13 protein-coding genes are annotated in these 15,794 nt (G+C 48.7%); 2 read left to right on the top strand and 11 right to left on the bottom strand.

Translation table 11 applies throughout. The annotated features are described in order from the left end of the window. Positions 1-11: 11 nt before the first annotated feature. From AC2T0J_RS11055 to rapA, 5 genes are all read right to left on the bottom strand, one after another. Positions 12-1,355: an AmpG family muropeptide MFS transporter gene (locus AC2T0J_RS11055; protein ID WP_489810174.1), complete on the bottom strand. Its 1,344-nt coding sequence runs from the start codon at positions 1,353-1,355 to the stop codon at positions 12-14. 105 nt (positions 1,356-1,460) lie between these two features. Further along, positions 1,461-1,784 (bottom strand): hypothetical protein, encoded by a 324-nt coding sequence (locus AC2T0J_RS11060; protein WP_489810175.1) that lies wholly within the window; start codon positions 1,782-1,784, stop codon positions 1,461-1,463. Between the two features lie 243 nt (positions 1,785-2,027). Further along, positions 2,028-2,867, bottom strand: a complete 840-nt coding sequence (locus AC2T0J_RS11065; protein WP_489810176.1) for a DUF3530 family protein — start codon at positions 2,865-2,867, stop codon at positions 2,028-2,030. Positions 2,868-2,929: 62 nt separating this feature from the next. After that, positions 2,930-3,640: a bifunctional tRNA pseudouridine(32) synthase/23S rRNA pseudouridine(746) synthase RluA gene (gene rluA / locus AC2T0J_RS11070; protein ID WP_489810177.1), complete on the bottom strand. Its 711-nt coding sequence runs from the start codon at positions 3,638-3,640 to the stop codon at positions 2,930-2,932. Positions 3,641-3,655: 15 nt separating this feature from the next. Continuing rightward, complete coding sequence (gene rapA, locus AC2T0J_RS11075) at positions 3,656-6,478, bottom strand: RNA polymerase-associated protein RapA (protein WP_489810178.1); 2,823 nt, start codon at positions 6,476-6,478, stop codon at positions 3,656-3,658. Positions 6,479-6,774: 296 nt separating this feature from the next. Between rapA and AC2T0J_RS11080 the strand changes: the two genes are divergently transcribed. Then, positions 6,775-8,172 (top strand): PhoH family protein, encoded by a 1,398-nt coding sequence (locus AC2T0J_RS11080; protein WP_489810179.1) that lies wholly within the window; start codon positions 6,775-6,777, stop codon positions 8,170-8,172. Between the two features lie 46 nt (positions 8,173-8,218). On the opposite strand, the gene AC2T0J_RS11085 is transcribed toward AC2T0J_RS11080, so the two are convergent. The 6 genes from AC2T0J_RS11085 to AC2T0J_RS11110 all read right to left on the bottom strand — a co-directional run bounded on the left by AC2T0J_RS11085 (position 8,219) and on the right by AC2T0J_RS11110 (position 14,115). After that, positions 8,219-9,142 (bottom strand): sugar phosphate isomerase/epimerase family protein, encoded by a 924-nt coding sequence (locus AC2T0J_RS11085; RefSeq protein WP_489810180.1) that lies wholly within the window; start codon positions 9,140-9,142, stop codon positions 8,219-8,221. A gap of 3 nt (positions 9,143-9,145) precedes the next feature. Further along, positions 9,146-10,117, bottom strand: coding sequence for a sugar phosphate isomerase/epimerase family protein (locus tag AC2T0J_RS11090; protein WP_489810181.1), 972 nt, complete (start codon positions 10,115-10,117; stop codon positions 9,146-9,148). Between the two features lie 28 nt (positions 10,118-10,145). Further along, positions 10,146-10,916, bottom strand: a complete 771-nt coding sequence (locus AC2T0J_RS11095; protein WP_489810182.1) for a TIM barrel protein — start codon at positions 10,914-10,916, stop codon at positions 10,146-10,148. A gap of 16 nt (positions 10,917-10,932) precedes the next feature. Next, complete coding sequence (locus tag AC2T0J_RS11100) at positions 10,933-11,703, bottom strand: TIM barrel protein (RefSeq protein WP_489810183.1); 771 nt, start codon at positions 11,701-11,703, stop codon at positions 10,933-10,935. A gap of 14 nt (positions 11,704-11,717) precedes the next feature. Then, the gene (locus tag AC2T0J_RS11105; protein ID WP_489810184.1) at positions 11,718-13,046 is read right to left on the bottom strand and encodes an MFS transporter; all 1,329 of its coding nucleotides are present in this window, start codon (positions 13,044-13,046) and stop codon (positions 11,718-11,720) included. 412 nt (positions 13,047-13,458) lie between these two features. Continuing rightward, complete coding sequence (locus AC2T0J_RS11110; RefSeq protein WP_489810185.1) at positions 13,459-14,115, bottom strand: TetR/AcrR family transcriptional regulator; 657 nt, start codon at positions 14,113-14,115, stop codon at positions 13,459-13,461. 376 nt (positions 14,116-14,491) lie between these two features. Here AC2T0J_RS11110 and AC2T0J_RS11115 point away from each other — a divergent pair, with 376 nt between their 5' ends. Beyond that, entirely contained in the window at positions 14,492-15,730 is a 1,239-nt protein-coding gene (locus AC2T0J_RS11115) for an MFS transporter (protein ID WP_489810186.1), read from the top strand. The last annotated feature ends 64 nt before the right edge of the window (positions 15,731-15,794 follow it).

The raw sequence follows: 15,794 nt of genomic DNA on the forward strand, positions 1-15,794 counted from the left end.
ACCCGCTGGAACTAACTGGCAGAATTGCCTTTTTCAATCGCCGTAATGTTATGCCTCAGCCGGTATAAAATCACCAGGCTAGGGATTACCATCAGCGCGGTGAGTACAAAAAACAGTGCCCAGTTGCCGCCCATTGCATCCACCAGAATACCGCTGGCCGAAGCCAGTAATGTTCTGCTGGCGACACTTAAAGACGCCATTAGCGCATACTGAGTGGCCGAAAAAGCCCGGTTACATAACAGCGATATAAAGGCCACCATGGCCACGGTGCTCCAGGCCGAGGTAAAACCGTCCAGCACGATAGTGACCACAAACCAGCCTTTATGAGGACCAATTTCGGCCATCCAGGCAAACATCAGATTACTTGCAGCCATGGCAATGCCGGCAATAAACAGGCCGCGGAAGATACCATAGCGGATATTCACCAGTCCGCCGATAATGGAAAACACAATGGTGACCCACCAGTTGAGTAATTTTGAATAGGTGCCAATGTCACTATTGCTGAAACCTATCTCTTTGTAAAACACAATGCTCATGCGGCCGAGGAACGCTTCGCCAATTTTAAACAAGAACACAAATAACAGTATCTGTAGTGCTAGTTTTACGCCGTTACGGCTGAAAAACTCTCGGAACGGTTCGACCAGGCTTACTAATAACCAGCTGGAGATCTTACCGAAAAGACTGTTGCCAGTGCTCAGCAATGCCTGATAGCGGGCGGTAGCGGCATCAAGCATGGCTTGTCGGTTTACCTGCGGCTCTTTGGCGACCACAAGGGTGGCCATCAGGCATAACGCCATAATGCCGGCCAGCAACAAATAAATATGTTGCCACTCCCAGCCCGGCATATCGGCCACCAAAAATGGAATCGCGCCGAGGCCGCCGTAACCTGTCCACCATCCGGCGGTGGCCAGTGAGGATGCTGCAGACATGGCGTCAGTCTCATGTTGGGCTATGGTGTCTATTCTGAAGGCATCAATGGCAATATCCTGGGTGGCTGAGCCCAGTGCGATAATAAAACCGCACAGTGCTATCTGATACAGCGAGCTTTGGGCATCGAGGGTAGACATCCACACACAGCAACCAATAATTAACAACTGCATTTGCCCTATCCAGCCTCGGCGTTGACCAAGCGCCAGCGGTTTGATGCGGTCGAGTAAGGGCGCCCATAAAAAGTTAAAGGAGTAAACAGCAAAAATAGCGCCAAACAGTCCGATGGCTGAGCGTGACAGCGATTCATCCTTAAGCCAGGCGGATAGTACCGAACCGATCATGACCCAGGGAAAGCCACTGGCAATGCCAAAAACAAAAATACTGAATAAGCGCTTGTCGCGGAAAATGGCCAGAGAAGTGCGCACTAGAGAAGACTCTTTTTAGCTATTGTTATGCGCTTATTGGATCACGGATAGCCAATGGCTGCAAGTAAAAGCCTGGTTAAAGATGGCGCGAGGAATACCGTGGCGTTAAGGACGGATACCGATGCAGTCCATGGGAAACTCCGACTCGCCTTTAAGGTAAGCTACGCAATGGGTTAATTCTTCGCGTAAAATTTCGTCGTCTATGAGCTGGTCCGCACGCCAGTAATGTATTTGGTGTAATAAGTGCCAAAAGACGCGTTCTTTGTGAGTGCTGGGCTCCAGATCGTCACTGCGATACAAAGACCACTCCTCAAGAGTGTCCCAGAAAAAATAATTGAGTTCCTGGTAATTCAGGGTGCCCTGCCAGAATGCGCGCAAATAAAAACACAGCTGACGGGATTTTTCGTCAATGAATTGACCGATACTCACGCTGGTAACTCTTTAAAAAAACATGATCGAAGTATAGTCCAAAATTTCTAATTCACCGCCAGAATTGCAAAAATGCGACGAGTGGCAGAATACCCCTGTATGTCTTTTAATACCTTATAGGGCGAGGGATGTAAGAGAATTGTCGGTCTTAATTGTGAACAATTTTAGAAGAACTTTCAGTCATTTATAAAGCCATTGAGACTTCAGCAGTTTTCGATTCTGAGTGAAAAATATAACGGTTTGTTACCAACCGAGGTAGCGTAACCAACTGTAAATCTCGGTGCCTAACCAGGCACTGCCCGGGCGGGGTAATCGGTCGCCGGCACCGCCATAACTTTGTTGTGCTGTAAACGTGCGTTGACGATAAAGTTGTTTCAAACTCATCGCAACGGCATTTCTGCGTTGCTCAACCGTGGCAGATTGCCATTGGCTTAGCGACGGCAAACTAATATCGAGCACCGGGTAACTGCTTTGTGCCAGCATCTCAGCCAGCGCATTGTTTTGTATTCTGGCCGGCCAGAAAGCGCCAACACTCACTAGTGTATCCGGCGCAGTGACCAACCCGTTGTGGATAGCATCCAGTAACACGGCGCTAGTCATGCCTTCGGCGATAATAAACGTGTATCCCTTAAATTGGTTGGCATGCGTGTAGGCTGCGTTAATCAAGCCGGTAATTTGCAGCCGGTATGCATCATAGTCTACCGGCGCAGTTAGCAGGTTAGCGACGGGTTTGTCACTGGTCACGGTTGCCGGTTGGGTGGCCTCGGCCTGATTAAAGTCGGTGGGAATAAGCAAGGTGCGCCAGCCTTTCTCGCCCAAACTTTCGGCCAGTACCAGTCCGGTATCCAGATTAATTGATGGGGACTGAAGTGATACCAGGATAATGGCAGTACCGCGCACTAACGGCACACTAGGTTGTATCTCAAGGGCCGGAATCTGCTGGTCTGCCACGTTTAGCGTCAGCAAGTCTTCATCATGAAAATATCGGGTCAGGTCGTCCATAGTCAGGGCCGCTAGCGGGCGGCTATAAACCAGTAAAGTCAGGGTTAAAGCAACGCTGATGAAGGCAAAGAGGCGATTCATGACTAAATTTTGCGGGTCCGGACAAACACTAATAGTAGGTTATCGGCGATGATCCGCAAACATTAAGCGCCCGGCGAATCTTCCGTATAAATATCAGGTTGGTAGTGGCCAAATGGGAGGGGGGCACAAAACCGCAGGCGTTTACCGCTGGTCGGGTGAGTAAATGACAGTGTCTCTGCGTGCAATTGTAATCGTGGTGCGCTGGCAATCACTGTGGTCGAGCCATACAGGCGATCGCCTAAGATGGGATGGCCAAGCTCAAGCATATGGACCCGCAATTGATGAGAACGACCGGTTATTGGAATAAGTGCCACGAGTGCCTCGGTATTTTCCTTTTGTACCACTTCATAATGGGTGAGTGCAGGCTTGCCGGACTCAAAATCGACCTTTTGTTTAGGCCGGTTTGGCCAGTCACAAATAAGTGGTAAATCGACCGACCCGGACGATTGCGCGGGCACACCGGCGACTCTGGCGAAGTATCGCTTAGCCGTCTGGCGCAGTTCAAACTGACGGGAGAGGTGGCGATGGCTGTCTTTATGCTGGGCCACTACCATCACCCCGGAAGTGGCCATATCCAAGCGGTGAACAATCCTGGCATGAGGATAGACACGCTGCAGTCGGCAAATCAAAGAATCCCGGTGCTCAGGGGCTTTGCCCGGTACACTGAGCAGCCCGCTGGGCTTATTGACCACAATCACATCGTCATCATGATACAACAAGCTTAAGTAGGGGCTCTGTGGCGGTCGGTAAACAAACTCAGGGTTGGCGCTCATAACAATTCGCTCACCTTAAGGGTTGTTTACCAGCACCCGCACGGCGTCGAGCTGCACGTCACTTTCCTGTAGCACCTTAGTTAACGCCGCCATCTGAATTTCGATAAATTCGATTTCACTGTCGCGAATAGCCGGATTTTGCTGCTGCAAATCTTTCAGGCGCTGCACTTCTGCCCCCAGAGTGGTTTGCATGGCATTCATGGCTTCGCCGAGTACATGATTTGCTTGTTTATGCGCCAGCTCGCGGGCATGCTGTAAATGTTGTTGTAATTGTGGGGTAAGCGCCTGTACCAACTGAGTTGCCACCTTGCGACCGAGAGGGCGATGCGCAGTGGTATCGAGATCAGATAGCTGACTCTTGGCGTCCAGACACAAACGGATCGGCGTTGGCGGCAAAAAGCGTTCCAGTTGCAGCGCTGCGGGCGCTTTGGCAGATAGCACAAACAGGGTTTCCAGATAGTAAGCACCTTTGGGCTGACTGGTATCGGCCACAAAGCCTACGCTGCTCTTACCATAAATGTCGGTCATTACCATTTCCATGGCATGATGAATAAGCGGATGATCCCAGGTTAAAAAGTGTACGTTTTCAAGTGTGGTTGCGGTGCGTCGACGATAGGTAACCGTCATACCTTCCGGGTCGAGGCCGGGCAGATGACCAATCATGGATTCGCTGGGCCGCAAAATAAAACAGTCCTGACCTTTTTCTTCCTGCTGAATACCAATGGCATCAAACAGACGGCCGGCAAATTTGGGTAACTCGCTGGCACTGTCCTGGGCAACGATTTGCTCCAGTAGTGTATCAACCCGGCCGACGCCGGCTGCGTTTAGTTCCAGTAGTTTATCGCGCCCGGCATCCAGCTTGGCTTTGAGTTCAGCGTTAAGTTGTTGGCTTTGCTCAATCAATTCCTGCTGAAGTTCGGTGTCGAAGGGGGTGAGACAGTTCATCACCAGGGTTTCTTCCACCGTATCGAATACCTTGCCGCCAGTAGGACAGGTTTGTTCAAACGCATTCAGGCCGTCGTGATACCACTTTAGCAACACAGCTTGGGCAGATTCTTCAATCACTGGCACGTGGATTTGGATATCCTGGGTCTGGCCAATCCGGTCAAGCCGGCCAATTCGCTGCTCCAGCAGGTCAGGGGTTAACGGTAAATCAAACAGCACCAGGTGATGGGCAAACTGGAAGTTACGCCCTTCGCTGCCAATCTCACTACACAACAGAATTTGCGCGCCGTTTTCCGAATCGGCAAAGTAGTGGGCGGCTTTGTCGCGTTCAACAATACTCATGCCCTCATGAAAAACGGCCTGACGAATACCGGTACGCACGCGTATTAGTTCGGCTAGTTGTTGTGCGGTGGCAGCACTAGCACAGATCAACAATACCTTTTCCGGCTTGATGTCGGGCAGCAGAGCTAACAACCACTCTACCCGCGGATCGGCATCGAGCCAGACATCGACAAGTGCCGGTTGACGCTCGGGATACAGGGCCTCGGTCAGAGACGTGATTTCGTCATTTTCGTAGAGCTCTGGTTTTGGCAGCGGATAGGCATGTAAATGACGTGACGGAAACCCTTCAATGGCGGCGCGGCGGTTACGGAACAATAACCGGCCGGTACCGTGACAATCGATAAGCTGATGCAAAATCGCATCGCGATTTTCAGTGTTGTTTACGTCCTCAAACTGGGCCATGATCTCAGGTGCCAGGGCCGTTAGTTGAGCCGTTTGCTCTGCACTTAACGCATCGCCTTCGATAAGCGGCGCTACCGCTTCCGCCAGTTGAGTGTACTGCGACTCTTCTTTTAAAAACGCCGGATAGTCATAAAAACGTGCGGGATCCAGTAAACGCAGGCGGGCAAAGTGACTCTCATGACCGAGCTGATCCGGTGTGGCGGTAAGCAGTAATACACCCGGTGTGGTTTCGGCCAGCTTTTCAATGGTTTGATATTCCAGCGACGGTTCGTCGGCAGACCAGGCCAGGTGATGAGCTTCATCCACCACCAGTAAGTCCCAGGACGTATCCTGGATCTGCTGCTGACGTTTAGGGTTACTGGTTAGCCAGTTAAGACCACACAGAATAAGCTGGTCGTTATCAAACGGGTTATCGCTTTCGTCTTCCAGCGCCACGCAACGGCTTTCATCGTAAATAGCGAAGGCCAGGTTAACCCGGCGTAGCATTTCTACCAGCCATTGATGTAGCAGGGTGTCCGGCACGACGATTAACACTCGAGACGCGCGACCGGTAAGAATTTGCTGGTGGATAATCAATGCCGCTTCGATGGTTTTGCCTAAGCCTACTTCATCGGCCAGCAAAACCCGTGGGGCATAACGGCGACCCACTTCAGAAGCGATATGCAACTGATGCGGAATAAGTTCGATACGCGCCCCCACCAGGCCGATGGTGTCAGACCTGGCATGGGCATGTTCATTGGTTAGCGAGCCAAAGCGTAAGTCAAACCATTTGGGGTGGTCGAACTGGTAGTTAAATAAACGCTTCTCAGGCTGATTTAATCGAATATGGTGGTCGAGGTTTGGCTCGGCCAGCGTAGTGACCTGTTTGGTATCTTCCCGTACTCCGTGATAAATCAATACGCCCTGTTGTTCGGTGATTGACTCAACACACAAGCTCCAGCCTTCCTGCGACTTCACCATTTCACCTTCGGAAAAGGTTAGGCGGGTGAGCGGGGCATCGGTTTTGGTGTAAATGCGGCTTTCTTCGGTGGCTGGATACAACACTTCAATGGAACGGAAATCCACGCGAATAATCGCGCCCAGTCCGAGATCGGTTTCGGTGTTACTCAGCCAGCGCTGACCAATGGCAAATTGTGTGTCGGTACTCATATTAAACTACTCCGCGATAACCGGGGGGCGTATTGTACTGATCCCGGCCTTAGCTGTCTTGCTCAATATAGCAATCAGCCGCGATCTTGTCGTACCTGATGGGTATGCAAACAACCGATTAAAATTAATTTACCCAAAAATGCCAAAAAAAAGTGAATAGTTTTAAAAACTGGATTATGGTGGAGTTGATGGTCGATGTGATGCGGAGTGTCAGTCGGCTTGTAACTCCGTGTACATCGGCTCGTAATAGCACGTCGACAATAAGACGAGCTTGGTCATGTTCATTGGAGTAACGGATGCCAAGAAAAAGCAATGCAGACACCAGAATATATGTCCTAGATACCAATATCCTGCTACACGAACCCCTCGCGTTCCTCTCTTTTAAAGAAAATGATGTTGTGGTGCCCATGACGGTACTGGAAGAGCTGGATTACATTAAAGACAGTAAAAAAGACGTAGCCCGCGACGCCAGGGTCTGTATTCGCGCCATGGAAGATTTATTGCGCGATGCCAGCCCTGAAGAAATGCTGGCCGGTGTGCCGCTGGAAGGGCTCGGAGCCGGCGAGAATCGCCCTACCGGAACGCTGTCGATTTATGCCGATCTGAACATGGCTGAGTCACAGCAAATTTTTGCCAGTGATGAAAACGACAACCGTATTATTAATGTTGCACTGCATTTGCAAACCGTGTTTGCCTCGCAAGAAGTAGTGCTGGTAACCAAAGACATTAACATGCGCCTGAAAGCCAAAGGTGCAGGCCTTGCTCATGTTGAGGATTACCGTACTGATCAGCTGATTTCAGACATCAAGTACCTGACCCGCGGATATCACCAGTTTGAAGGGGATTTCTGGGAGCGCGTGAAATCGGTAGACAGCCGCTCAGAAGGGCGTGACACCATTCATACCGTACCGCGCTCGTTATTACCCGAAGCTTATATCAACGAGTTCTTACTCGACGAAAGCAATCAGTTCGCTGGTCTGGTGGAGTCCATGGACAGCGACCAGATGGAAATTCTCGACCTTGGTTATGAGCGTCTGATGTCACGCCATGCCTGGGGGATTAACCCCAAAAATATCGGCCAGGCGATGGCGCTTCACTCGTTACTCGATCCGCATATTGACTTGGTGATCCTTACCGGTCCAGCGGGTAGTGGTAAAACGTTACTGGCGTTAGCCGCTGCACTCGAGATGGTCGTCGAGCGCAACATGTACGATAAGATTATTGTTACCCGTAATACGCCGGAAATAGCTGAATCTATAGGTTTTTTACCCGGTACCGAAGAAGAAAAAATGGCGCCCTGGCTGGCGGCTATTACCGACTCGTTGGAAGTGCTGCATAAGCATGACGAAAACACTAAAGGCTCCATGAGTTACATTATGGAAAAAGCCAATATTCAGTTTAAGTCGGTTAACTTTATGCGCGGCCGGAGTATTCAAAACTCCATTGTTATTCTGGATGAATCACAAAACCTTACAGCATCACAGCTTAAGACCATTATTACCCGCTGCGGTGAAGGTACCAAACTGATTTGTAGTGGTAACCTGGCGCAGATCGACAGTAACTATCTGAGCGCAGTGACTTCAGGACTCACCTATCTGGTGGAGAAGTTTAAAGACTTCTCGGGCAGTGCCACTATTAACCTTGATGGTGTGGTGCGTTCTCGTCTGGCAGATTTTGCCGAGCATCATCTTTAATTAAATACGGGGTCCAGGCTGGCGTATACCGCCAGCCTGAGGTAACTTACTTGTAAATGTTATTCAGTTCTTGGTTGATATAGTATCTGCACATGGCCATCGAGGCTAAGTAGTCAGGCGAACCATCGGTTTCAAGTGTGATCCAGCCTTTATATTGATGCTTTTTAAGCAACTCATAAAGCGCGGGGAAGTCCAGTACGCCTTTACCCAACTCCCAGAACCAACGTCTGCCGTCGTCCTGAATCTCCGGATCCCGCGAGAACCTTACTTCATCTGGCTGCTGGGGATCGGCCGTGTCCTTGAGGTGGAAACCACTGATACGCTCAGCATAGGTATCATAAAAATCTAATAGATCTTCACCCATAATGGCAATTTGGGCGGTATCTATACAGTAGTGTACGAAACGCGGATCGGTTAACTCAATAAATTCACGGTGCTCAGCCAGGTTGATCCCACAAAAGAATTCATTGTGAAGACCGAGCTTTACGCCATGATCGGTAGCGTAGCGGCCGATTTCGTTCATTACATTAGCACATTGAGCGACTTCTTCACGCGACAGCGGGCCAATGCCGCAGTAGTTGTCTGTAGGGCAAGTGTTCATCTGAGTTCCGCCAAATCCGACTATGGTGTCGACGGCCTCTTTGCCTGCCTTAATCACTTCGTCGAATTTTGATTTATCGTGACTGGCGTGGGCACCGTGGAACATACCGGTAATTTCAACGCCGCGTTCAGCGGCAAATTGTCTAAATGCATTGGCTGAACCAAACAGTGGAATAATATCCGCGAGATCCCAGGGCGCAACTTCTATACCGTCAAAGCCAAGGGCTTTTTGATATTTCAGCAAGTTATCCCAGTCGCTATAGTACGCCGTATTAGACTTATCCTGATAGTAAAACTCACGAAAATTGGGGATTTGCTGATAAGGAATGTTCTTCCAGTGATTCATATACGCATAGCGAATGTTTGACATGATTTAAACTCCTTTTCCCTGTGACACAAGTTGATTGACAAAGCGCTTGTCACGCAGCAATGCGCGCATTGGGTCACGGGTCTGGTGGTTACACAGGCAAATATCACCGCTATAGTCTTGCGCTTTTAAGGTTTCAATCACTTTTGCAAGTGGCACCGATCCGGTTCCTACGTCGGCAAATACCTGGGTAGCCTGCTGTGATGGAAACTCCGGGTTAGTAGACTGGCTAAATGCCTGACAATCCGTGAGATGAGTATCTGCTAATTGCACATAACCGATTGCCTCAGCATTCGCCTTAATAAATGCAATGGGATCCAGCTCTGCTAATTGCAAATGAGCGGTATTGACCGCAAGTTTTACATTCTCTGGACATTGATGAACCAGATCCACTAAAACCGGGATTGAAATCATTCCCCAGTATTCAGGGCGTAACGCCAGGCTAATTCCTGCTTTCGTGGCGGTATCACTGAGGGCTTCAATCAACTCTTTGGTTTGTTCAATGAACTGTTTATCGTCAACCTGCAGGTTCGGATGATAATGACGTAGGCGCCCTGCATAAGCTGTAGGTGATAGTACCAGTGTATCCGCTCCTAAATCAGCCGCAAACGCAATCGCCTGGTTGGCGAAATGGCCGCTGGCACCGAAATAAAACCCAAGTTGATCGTTGCGCACAAACAGGTTGGCGTTAAAGCTCACTGCGCTAACCCGGCTTATCCCCGAATTAGCCAACAGTTTGCGATATTGCTCGGTATTACCATATTTAGTATTAATTGAGTACTGCGTCATGGGAACGCCACTGCGTCCGCCGAATTGCCAGACGGGCTCATAGGGGATTTCAATACTGTCAAAGCCCGCTGCCGCAATTAGAGAGTAAAGCTCTTCCCAGTAGTATTTTGACTCGTATCGATTGCGGTTCGGCTCTGAATAATGACGATTGATCATATCCAGGCTGATAGCAAAGTGTTGTGTAGACATGTTGTCTTCCTTTCTAGCCAGCTGCGGATTAATGAATTAGCGAGCGAATATAGGTGAGTGCTTCGGGCGTGGAATCTTTGGTCGGGTAGCATTCGACGCCAATGGGCCCTGTATAGTCTGTACAGCTGATTTCTTTGAGCAGCGCTGGCCAGTCAAGCGTGCCTGCGCCCGGTTCACCACGACCAGGGTAATCGGCAAGCTGGATATGACCAATCTGGCTTTTTATTGTGTGTAAGGTTTCGGTCACGTTTTCTTGCTCAGCCGCTGAGTGATAAAGATCGTATAAAACCTTAACGCTTGGGCGGTTGAGTTTATTGGCAATGTAGTAGGTATCGGACGTATTGCTGAAAAACACGCCGGGGTGATCCACCTTGGTGTTAACTGCCTCAAGCAACAGAGTAACGCCCATTTCTTCCGCAATGTCAGCGGCTTTATCGATGGCTTCACATACGATGTCCAGTGATACCGCTCGGGGCAGAAATGGCGCACCGGTTCCTGAGCCGCAAACCAGGTTCTTACAGCCCAGTTTAATGGCTTGTTCGGCAGTCGCTTTAACAGTTTCGACAAATTTTTCGTGCGTATCCTTCAGTACCAGCATAATACGCGGATCAACCAGCATCGAGTGTAAGGTGACTTTATGCGCTGTTAATGCCTGGGCGATACTATCCACATCGCGTCCTTCAAGTGAAAAGATTTCAACATGGGTGATGCCTGCTGCGGCCGCCGCCGCTATGCGTTCTTCTATGCTCTCGCCGGCTTCTTTAAACATATATTCAAGGTTTGCGGAAATAGTAAACATGGTATTTTCCTCGTCGTTATAGACTTAGGCTTGCGCGTGTTTTAGCGAGTGCTTCGCGGGTTGATAAATCGTTGAGCTTATATTCAAGACCCAACCATCCGGTGTAGTTTTCGGTGTCTAACATTTGGCTTACTGCGTTCCAGTCAACGTCTCCGGTGCCTGGCGCTCCGCGACCCGGCATGTCGGCTATTTGAATATGTGCTACCCATTGGGTACGCCCGGCAATAATGGTTTCAATATCCTCACCCATCACAATGGAGTGATAGGCATCGTAAAGTAAACGCAGTTTAGGACTGTTTATGGCCTCAACTAAATCAAGACCAACCTTATTGCTATCGAGATACATGCCAGGGTGATCCACCCTGGTATTAATCGGTTCCAGTAGCAGGGTAACGCCAGTTTGTTCACCAATTTCAGCCGCTTTCCTCAAGGCTCTGAGGGCGAATTCGAAATGCTTTTCAGGTGAGGTATCAGGTAACAGAAAACCAGAAGCGATGATCATTTGTTTGCAGTTAAGTTGCTGTGCAATGTCAGCCGACTCGGTCACTGCGGTGACAAATTCTTCCAGTTGCGATTCATCCACTATGCTGCGACGAGGATCCACGCAGAAGCTGGTCAGGGTAATGCCGGTTTCCTGTAACGCTTGCTTAATCTCTGCAATGGGCTTGTCACGCCACAGGTGGAACTCCACCCCTTCAAGACCGGCTTCCTTTGCTTTATAAATCCGCTCGGCAATATTGTCCGTTTCGTCTTCAAAAAGCCATTCAATACATGCGGTTAACTTCATAGTTGTCTCCAATGTCAGCGTGCAGGCGCTGAAAGTATTTGTGATGAGGGATAGCAGCGTATAAGTGCTACTTGCAAAATAAAAATGACCAACGGTAAGAGGTAATAGACCCAGGCTATGGTGATGGTCGCACTATCACTGACGGCAGTTGGGTCATATCCGCCCCATGCCAGTGCATAGGCCACGCCGGCACCGCCAAACGCCATGCCTATTTTTATTGCCAGTGATACGCCGGCGGCCAGCAGACCTTCCTGGCGAACGCCAAACCAGTGTTGGTGGAAGTCAACGGCTTCTGAGGCCATGGCATAAATGGAAGTCATTGTGATGCTGATAAACAGTGATGACAGCACATACAAGCTGATAAACAGCCAGGGGGACTGTTCGCAAAACGGCAGCGCAGCGTAGCAAATAAAGCCGCCAATCAGTGCCAACGTATCCGCTTTAATCAGGCCGAGCCGATTTAACACCGGGCGGGCAATAAAGGCGCCCACGAGCAGGGTGCCGGATAGTGTTGGTAGTAGCACCGAAATCATCCAGGGTTGCTTGAGCACATTGATCGCAAAAAAAGGTGTAATAGAAAGCAAAGCGCCAAAGCGAATAAAGTTCAGCAGTGCAAAACCGGAAGCTACATTCCACGCCCGGTTCTTAAACATTTGCAACAGATCGGTTTTGAGCGTGATGGGCGTTTGTGTTTCTGGCGGCACTACCCTTTCCTGACAATGCCAAAAACAGTAAAAAAGCATCGCGGTTGCGATAGCGCTGACAATCCCACCCATCACTAAAAAGCCGTGCTGCTGGTCACCATTACCAAAATACGCTACGCCAGGCATGAAAAGCGCAGTCACAATGATCACGCCTACTGATGTCGCTACCGAACGCGCTGCACTTAAGTCAATACGATCTTTGGCAACATTACTCATCATCGGCAGCATAGCGCTGTACGGAATAGTGACTACAGACAGCAACAAGCCAAGTATAAAGTAGGTAAATAGTGCGTAATAAAAACGTCCGTCGTCGCCTAAATCCGGCACATAAAAAGTGAGAACACCAAACAACCCAAACGGAATTGCGCCAAACAATAAATAGGGACGGGCCCGGCCCCAGCGGCTGCGAGTGCGATCGACAGTAAGACCAATACCGACATCAAAAGCGGCATCGATAATTCGAGAAATGAAAAATAAAGTACCGATTGCGGCTGCTGGTAAGAGAGCGACATCGGTGTAGAACATCAGGGCAAAGGCACTGACCGCGTTCCATACCAAACTTGCTGATACATCACCAAAGCCGTAGGCGACAATCTCGCGACGGGATAGTATGCCTTTGTTCGCATTGTTAATTAACATAACAGAACACCACTGTTGGCGCTATTTAATGTCCTGGCGCAGTACAAAGGGCAGACAACATAAATCGGCAAGCTTTAACGGCTTGCATACCACTTCAATATCATATGGTAATTAGAATTCTAATATTAATTAGAAGTTATTGGCAACCTGTTATTTTAATTTTTGTAAATATTTTGTGTAAATTATGTCTGGCGATGAAATTATCAGGGGGTCGATTGAACTCACGTCGGCAAACCTGAGCTGAAGGTGTGGATTGGTTTGCCGGTTCGTGTCTTATGACGGAAAATAATCCGTTGCTGTTGGCATCACTACAGAACTTAGTTGTCTGCACTGAATCCTAATATTGGTCGATTCGTCATGCCTAACGTTGAATCGCAACAAGGTCGATAGCGGAAACAGGGGCTATAGTTGATCATTTTAACTGGTCAGGGTGGCCCAGCAGATAGTACAAAGAGATTTGACTGAGGTCGTCAAGCAGTTCCTGCCAGTCACCTTCGCCGGCTACACTATCCATAATACCTAAACCCAGATAGCGGGCAAGCGCTGCGTATATCACTTTAAAAATATGGTCAACAGCGCGATCGGGATCGGGTTGAGACATCTCGTCTTTGCATTCAAGAAGAAGTTGGATGAAGTCAGCTATATTTTGCGCTGCATGCTTTTTACCGTAAGCCAGCACGACTTCATCAATCGCCGATACTTCCATTAGAGGACGCAGTATACCTTTGTGTTTATCAAGTAGGTTGGCATACTCGGTGATAGTTTCCGGCACCAGCGCCCGTAGCTTTAATTTTTTGCGACGGATACGGGTGATAACCAACGCGGTTTCAACTTCCAGTGCGTCTAATTCGCGCTGCTGGAGCAAGCGAATCAAATCCTCCTTACTCTTAAACCGGTTATAGATGGAGCCAATTGATACTTTTGCACGCTTACTGACTTCCTGCAGTGTAAAGTCTTTATAGCCTTTCTCCACCAGTAACTCAGACGTTGCATTGAGTAGCCGTTCTAAAGAGGCTTTACTGCGAGTTTGTTTGGGTTCTTTTAAATAATTTTTGGGGGCTGCAGTCACTCGGTTTTCCTGACCTTGATAAATGAAATTGTTATTTTATCAAATTAGAATACATACATCTATTTTAGATATTAATGAAAAATTAATATTAAATCTATATAACCCGTTTAGCCTACTCTAAAGACCGATATGGGGCTTGTTTGTGTATCGAATAGCAACAGTCACTCTATTACAAGCCAGTGTTTATCACACCAATAATTCAGATAGCAGCCAGACTACTACTGGCTTTTTCTTTCTTAGTTTTAAGCTACCTCTTTCACTCATTATGATAACACGTCATAAATAATTATTTAACAATTGATCTTGATTGTATAATTAGAATATGTATTCTATATGAATCGTGTGTGTGAAGTGAGTATTCTAGGAACGATTGCAGATGAATAATATTGTTAACTTCTTTAAACGACTGACATTAGTGCCACAGGGGCTAATCATTGTCATTTCATCGTTTTTGCCGCTCTTTGCAATTGTTTCAATGTTTCCGGCGTTGCCATCGATTATTGACCATTTCAAGGATCACCCGAACGCCCGTGAACTGGTGCCGTTAATGGTATCGGCGCCGGGCCTGGCTATAGCACTAACGGCGTCGTTTGCCGGCGTGTTGGTCGATAAATTCGGTCGTGTAAAGCCACTGCTCTGGGCCACATTCTTTTATGGTGTGTTTGGTATGGCGCCTTTTTTTCTAACCGATCTGTATATGATGATGGGGAGTCGGTTTTTACTGGGTTTTTCTGAAGCCATTATTATTACCGGTGTGAATACGCTGATAGCTGACTACTGGGAAGACGAAGGTCGACGCGACTGGTTATTTTTGCAGGGACTTGCAGGGCCATTCCTAGGCGCTATCGTTATCCGCATGGCCGGACCTGCAACAGAAATCCAGTGGAACGGCGTATTCTTAATTTATGGTGTGGCATTTATAATTTTTGCGTTAATGACCCGTTACCTGACGGAAACACGCGCAAAATCGACATCACCAACCTCCGTTTCACAACAAGCAGCAGAGCTTACTAACGCAGTAAAAACGCCTTTCCCCGCAGCTGCCATGGTAATGGTAGGTGGTGTAACGCTCCTCGCATCGGCCCTTTATTATGTATTTATTATCTCTGGTGGCCTGGTGTTTCGTGAGATTGGTATAAACGAACCTTCCCGAATTAGTGAATTGTCAGCAATTCCAAGCTTGTTTGTTATGGTCGGAGCCTTGATATTTCGGTTGTTAGGTAAGCAATCTAACGCTATTCAGCTAGGGGCGTTCTTTGCAGTGCTATGCAGTGGTCTGCTAATTATGGGATTAGCGGACTCAGTACCGGTGCTGATTGCTGGTCTGGTGATCCAGCAAACCGGCGCTGGTATGTCAGTCCCGTGTTTGATTGCCTGGACCCAATCTAAAGTGACGCCTCAGCATCGCGGCCGAGGCATGGGGATATGGGCATCGTGCTTTTTCTTTGGACAATTCTCCAGTCCATGGCTGGTGGCTAAACTTGAGGGGGGTGTCGGCTCGGTACAAGGCGCATTCGAAACCGCCGGATTGGTTGGGATCGCTGCTGCAGTGATTGCTTTTATTGCACACATGACCGGCCGATCAAAAGCAAAACCGGTGTCTACACACAGTTAAACCTGATTTGATGCGGTTGCTCATCAGAAGAAGGTGAGCAGTGCATCTTAACCTGCAGCTGTTT

The sequence above is a fragment of the Alteromonas sp. ISO5 genome (assembly GCF_058105165.1).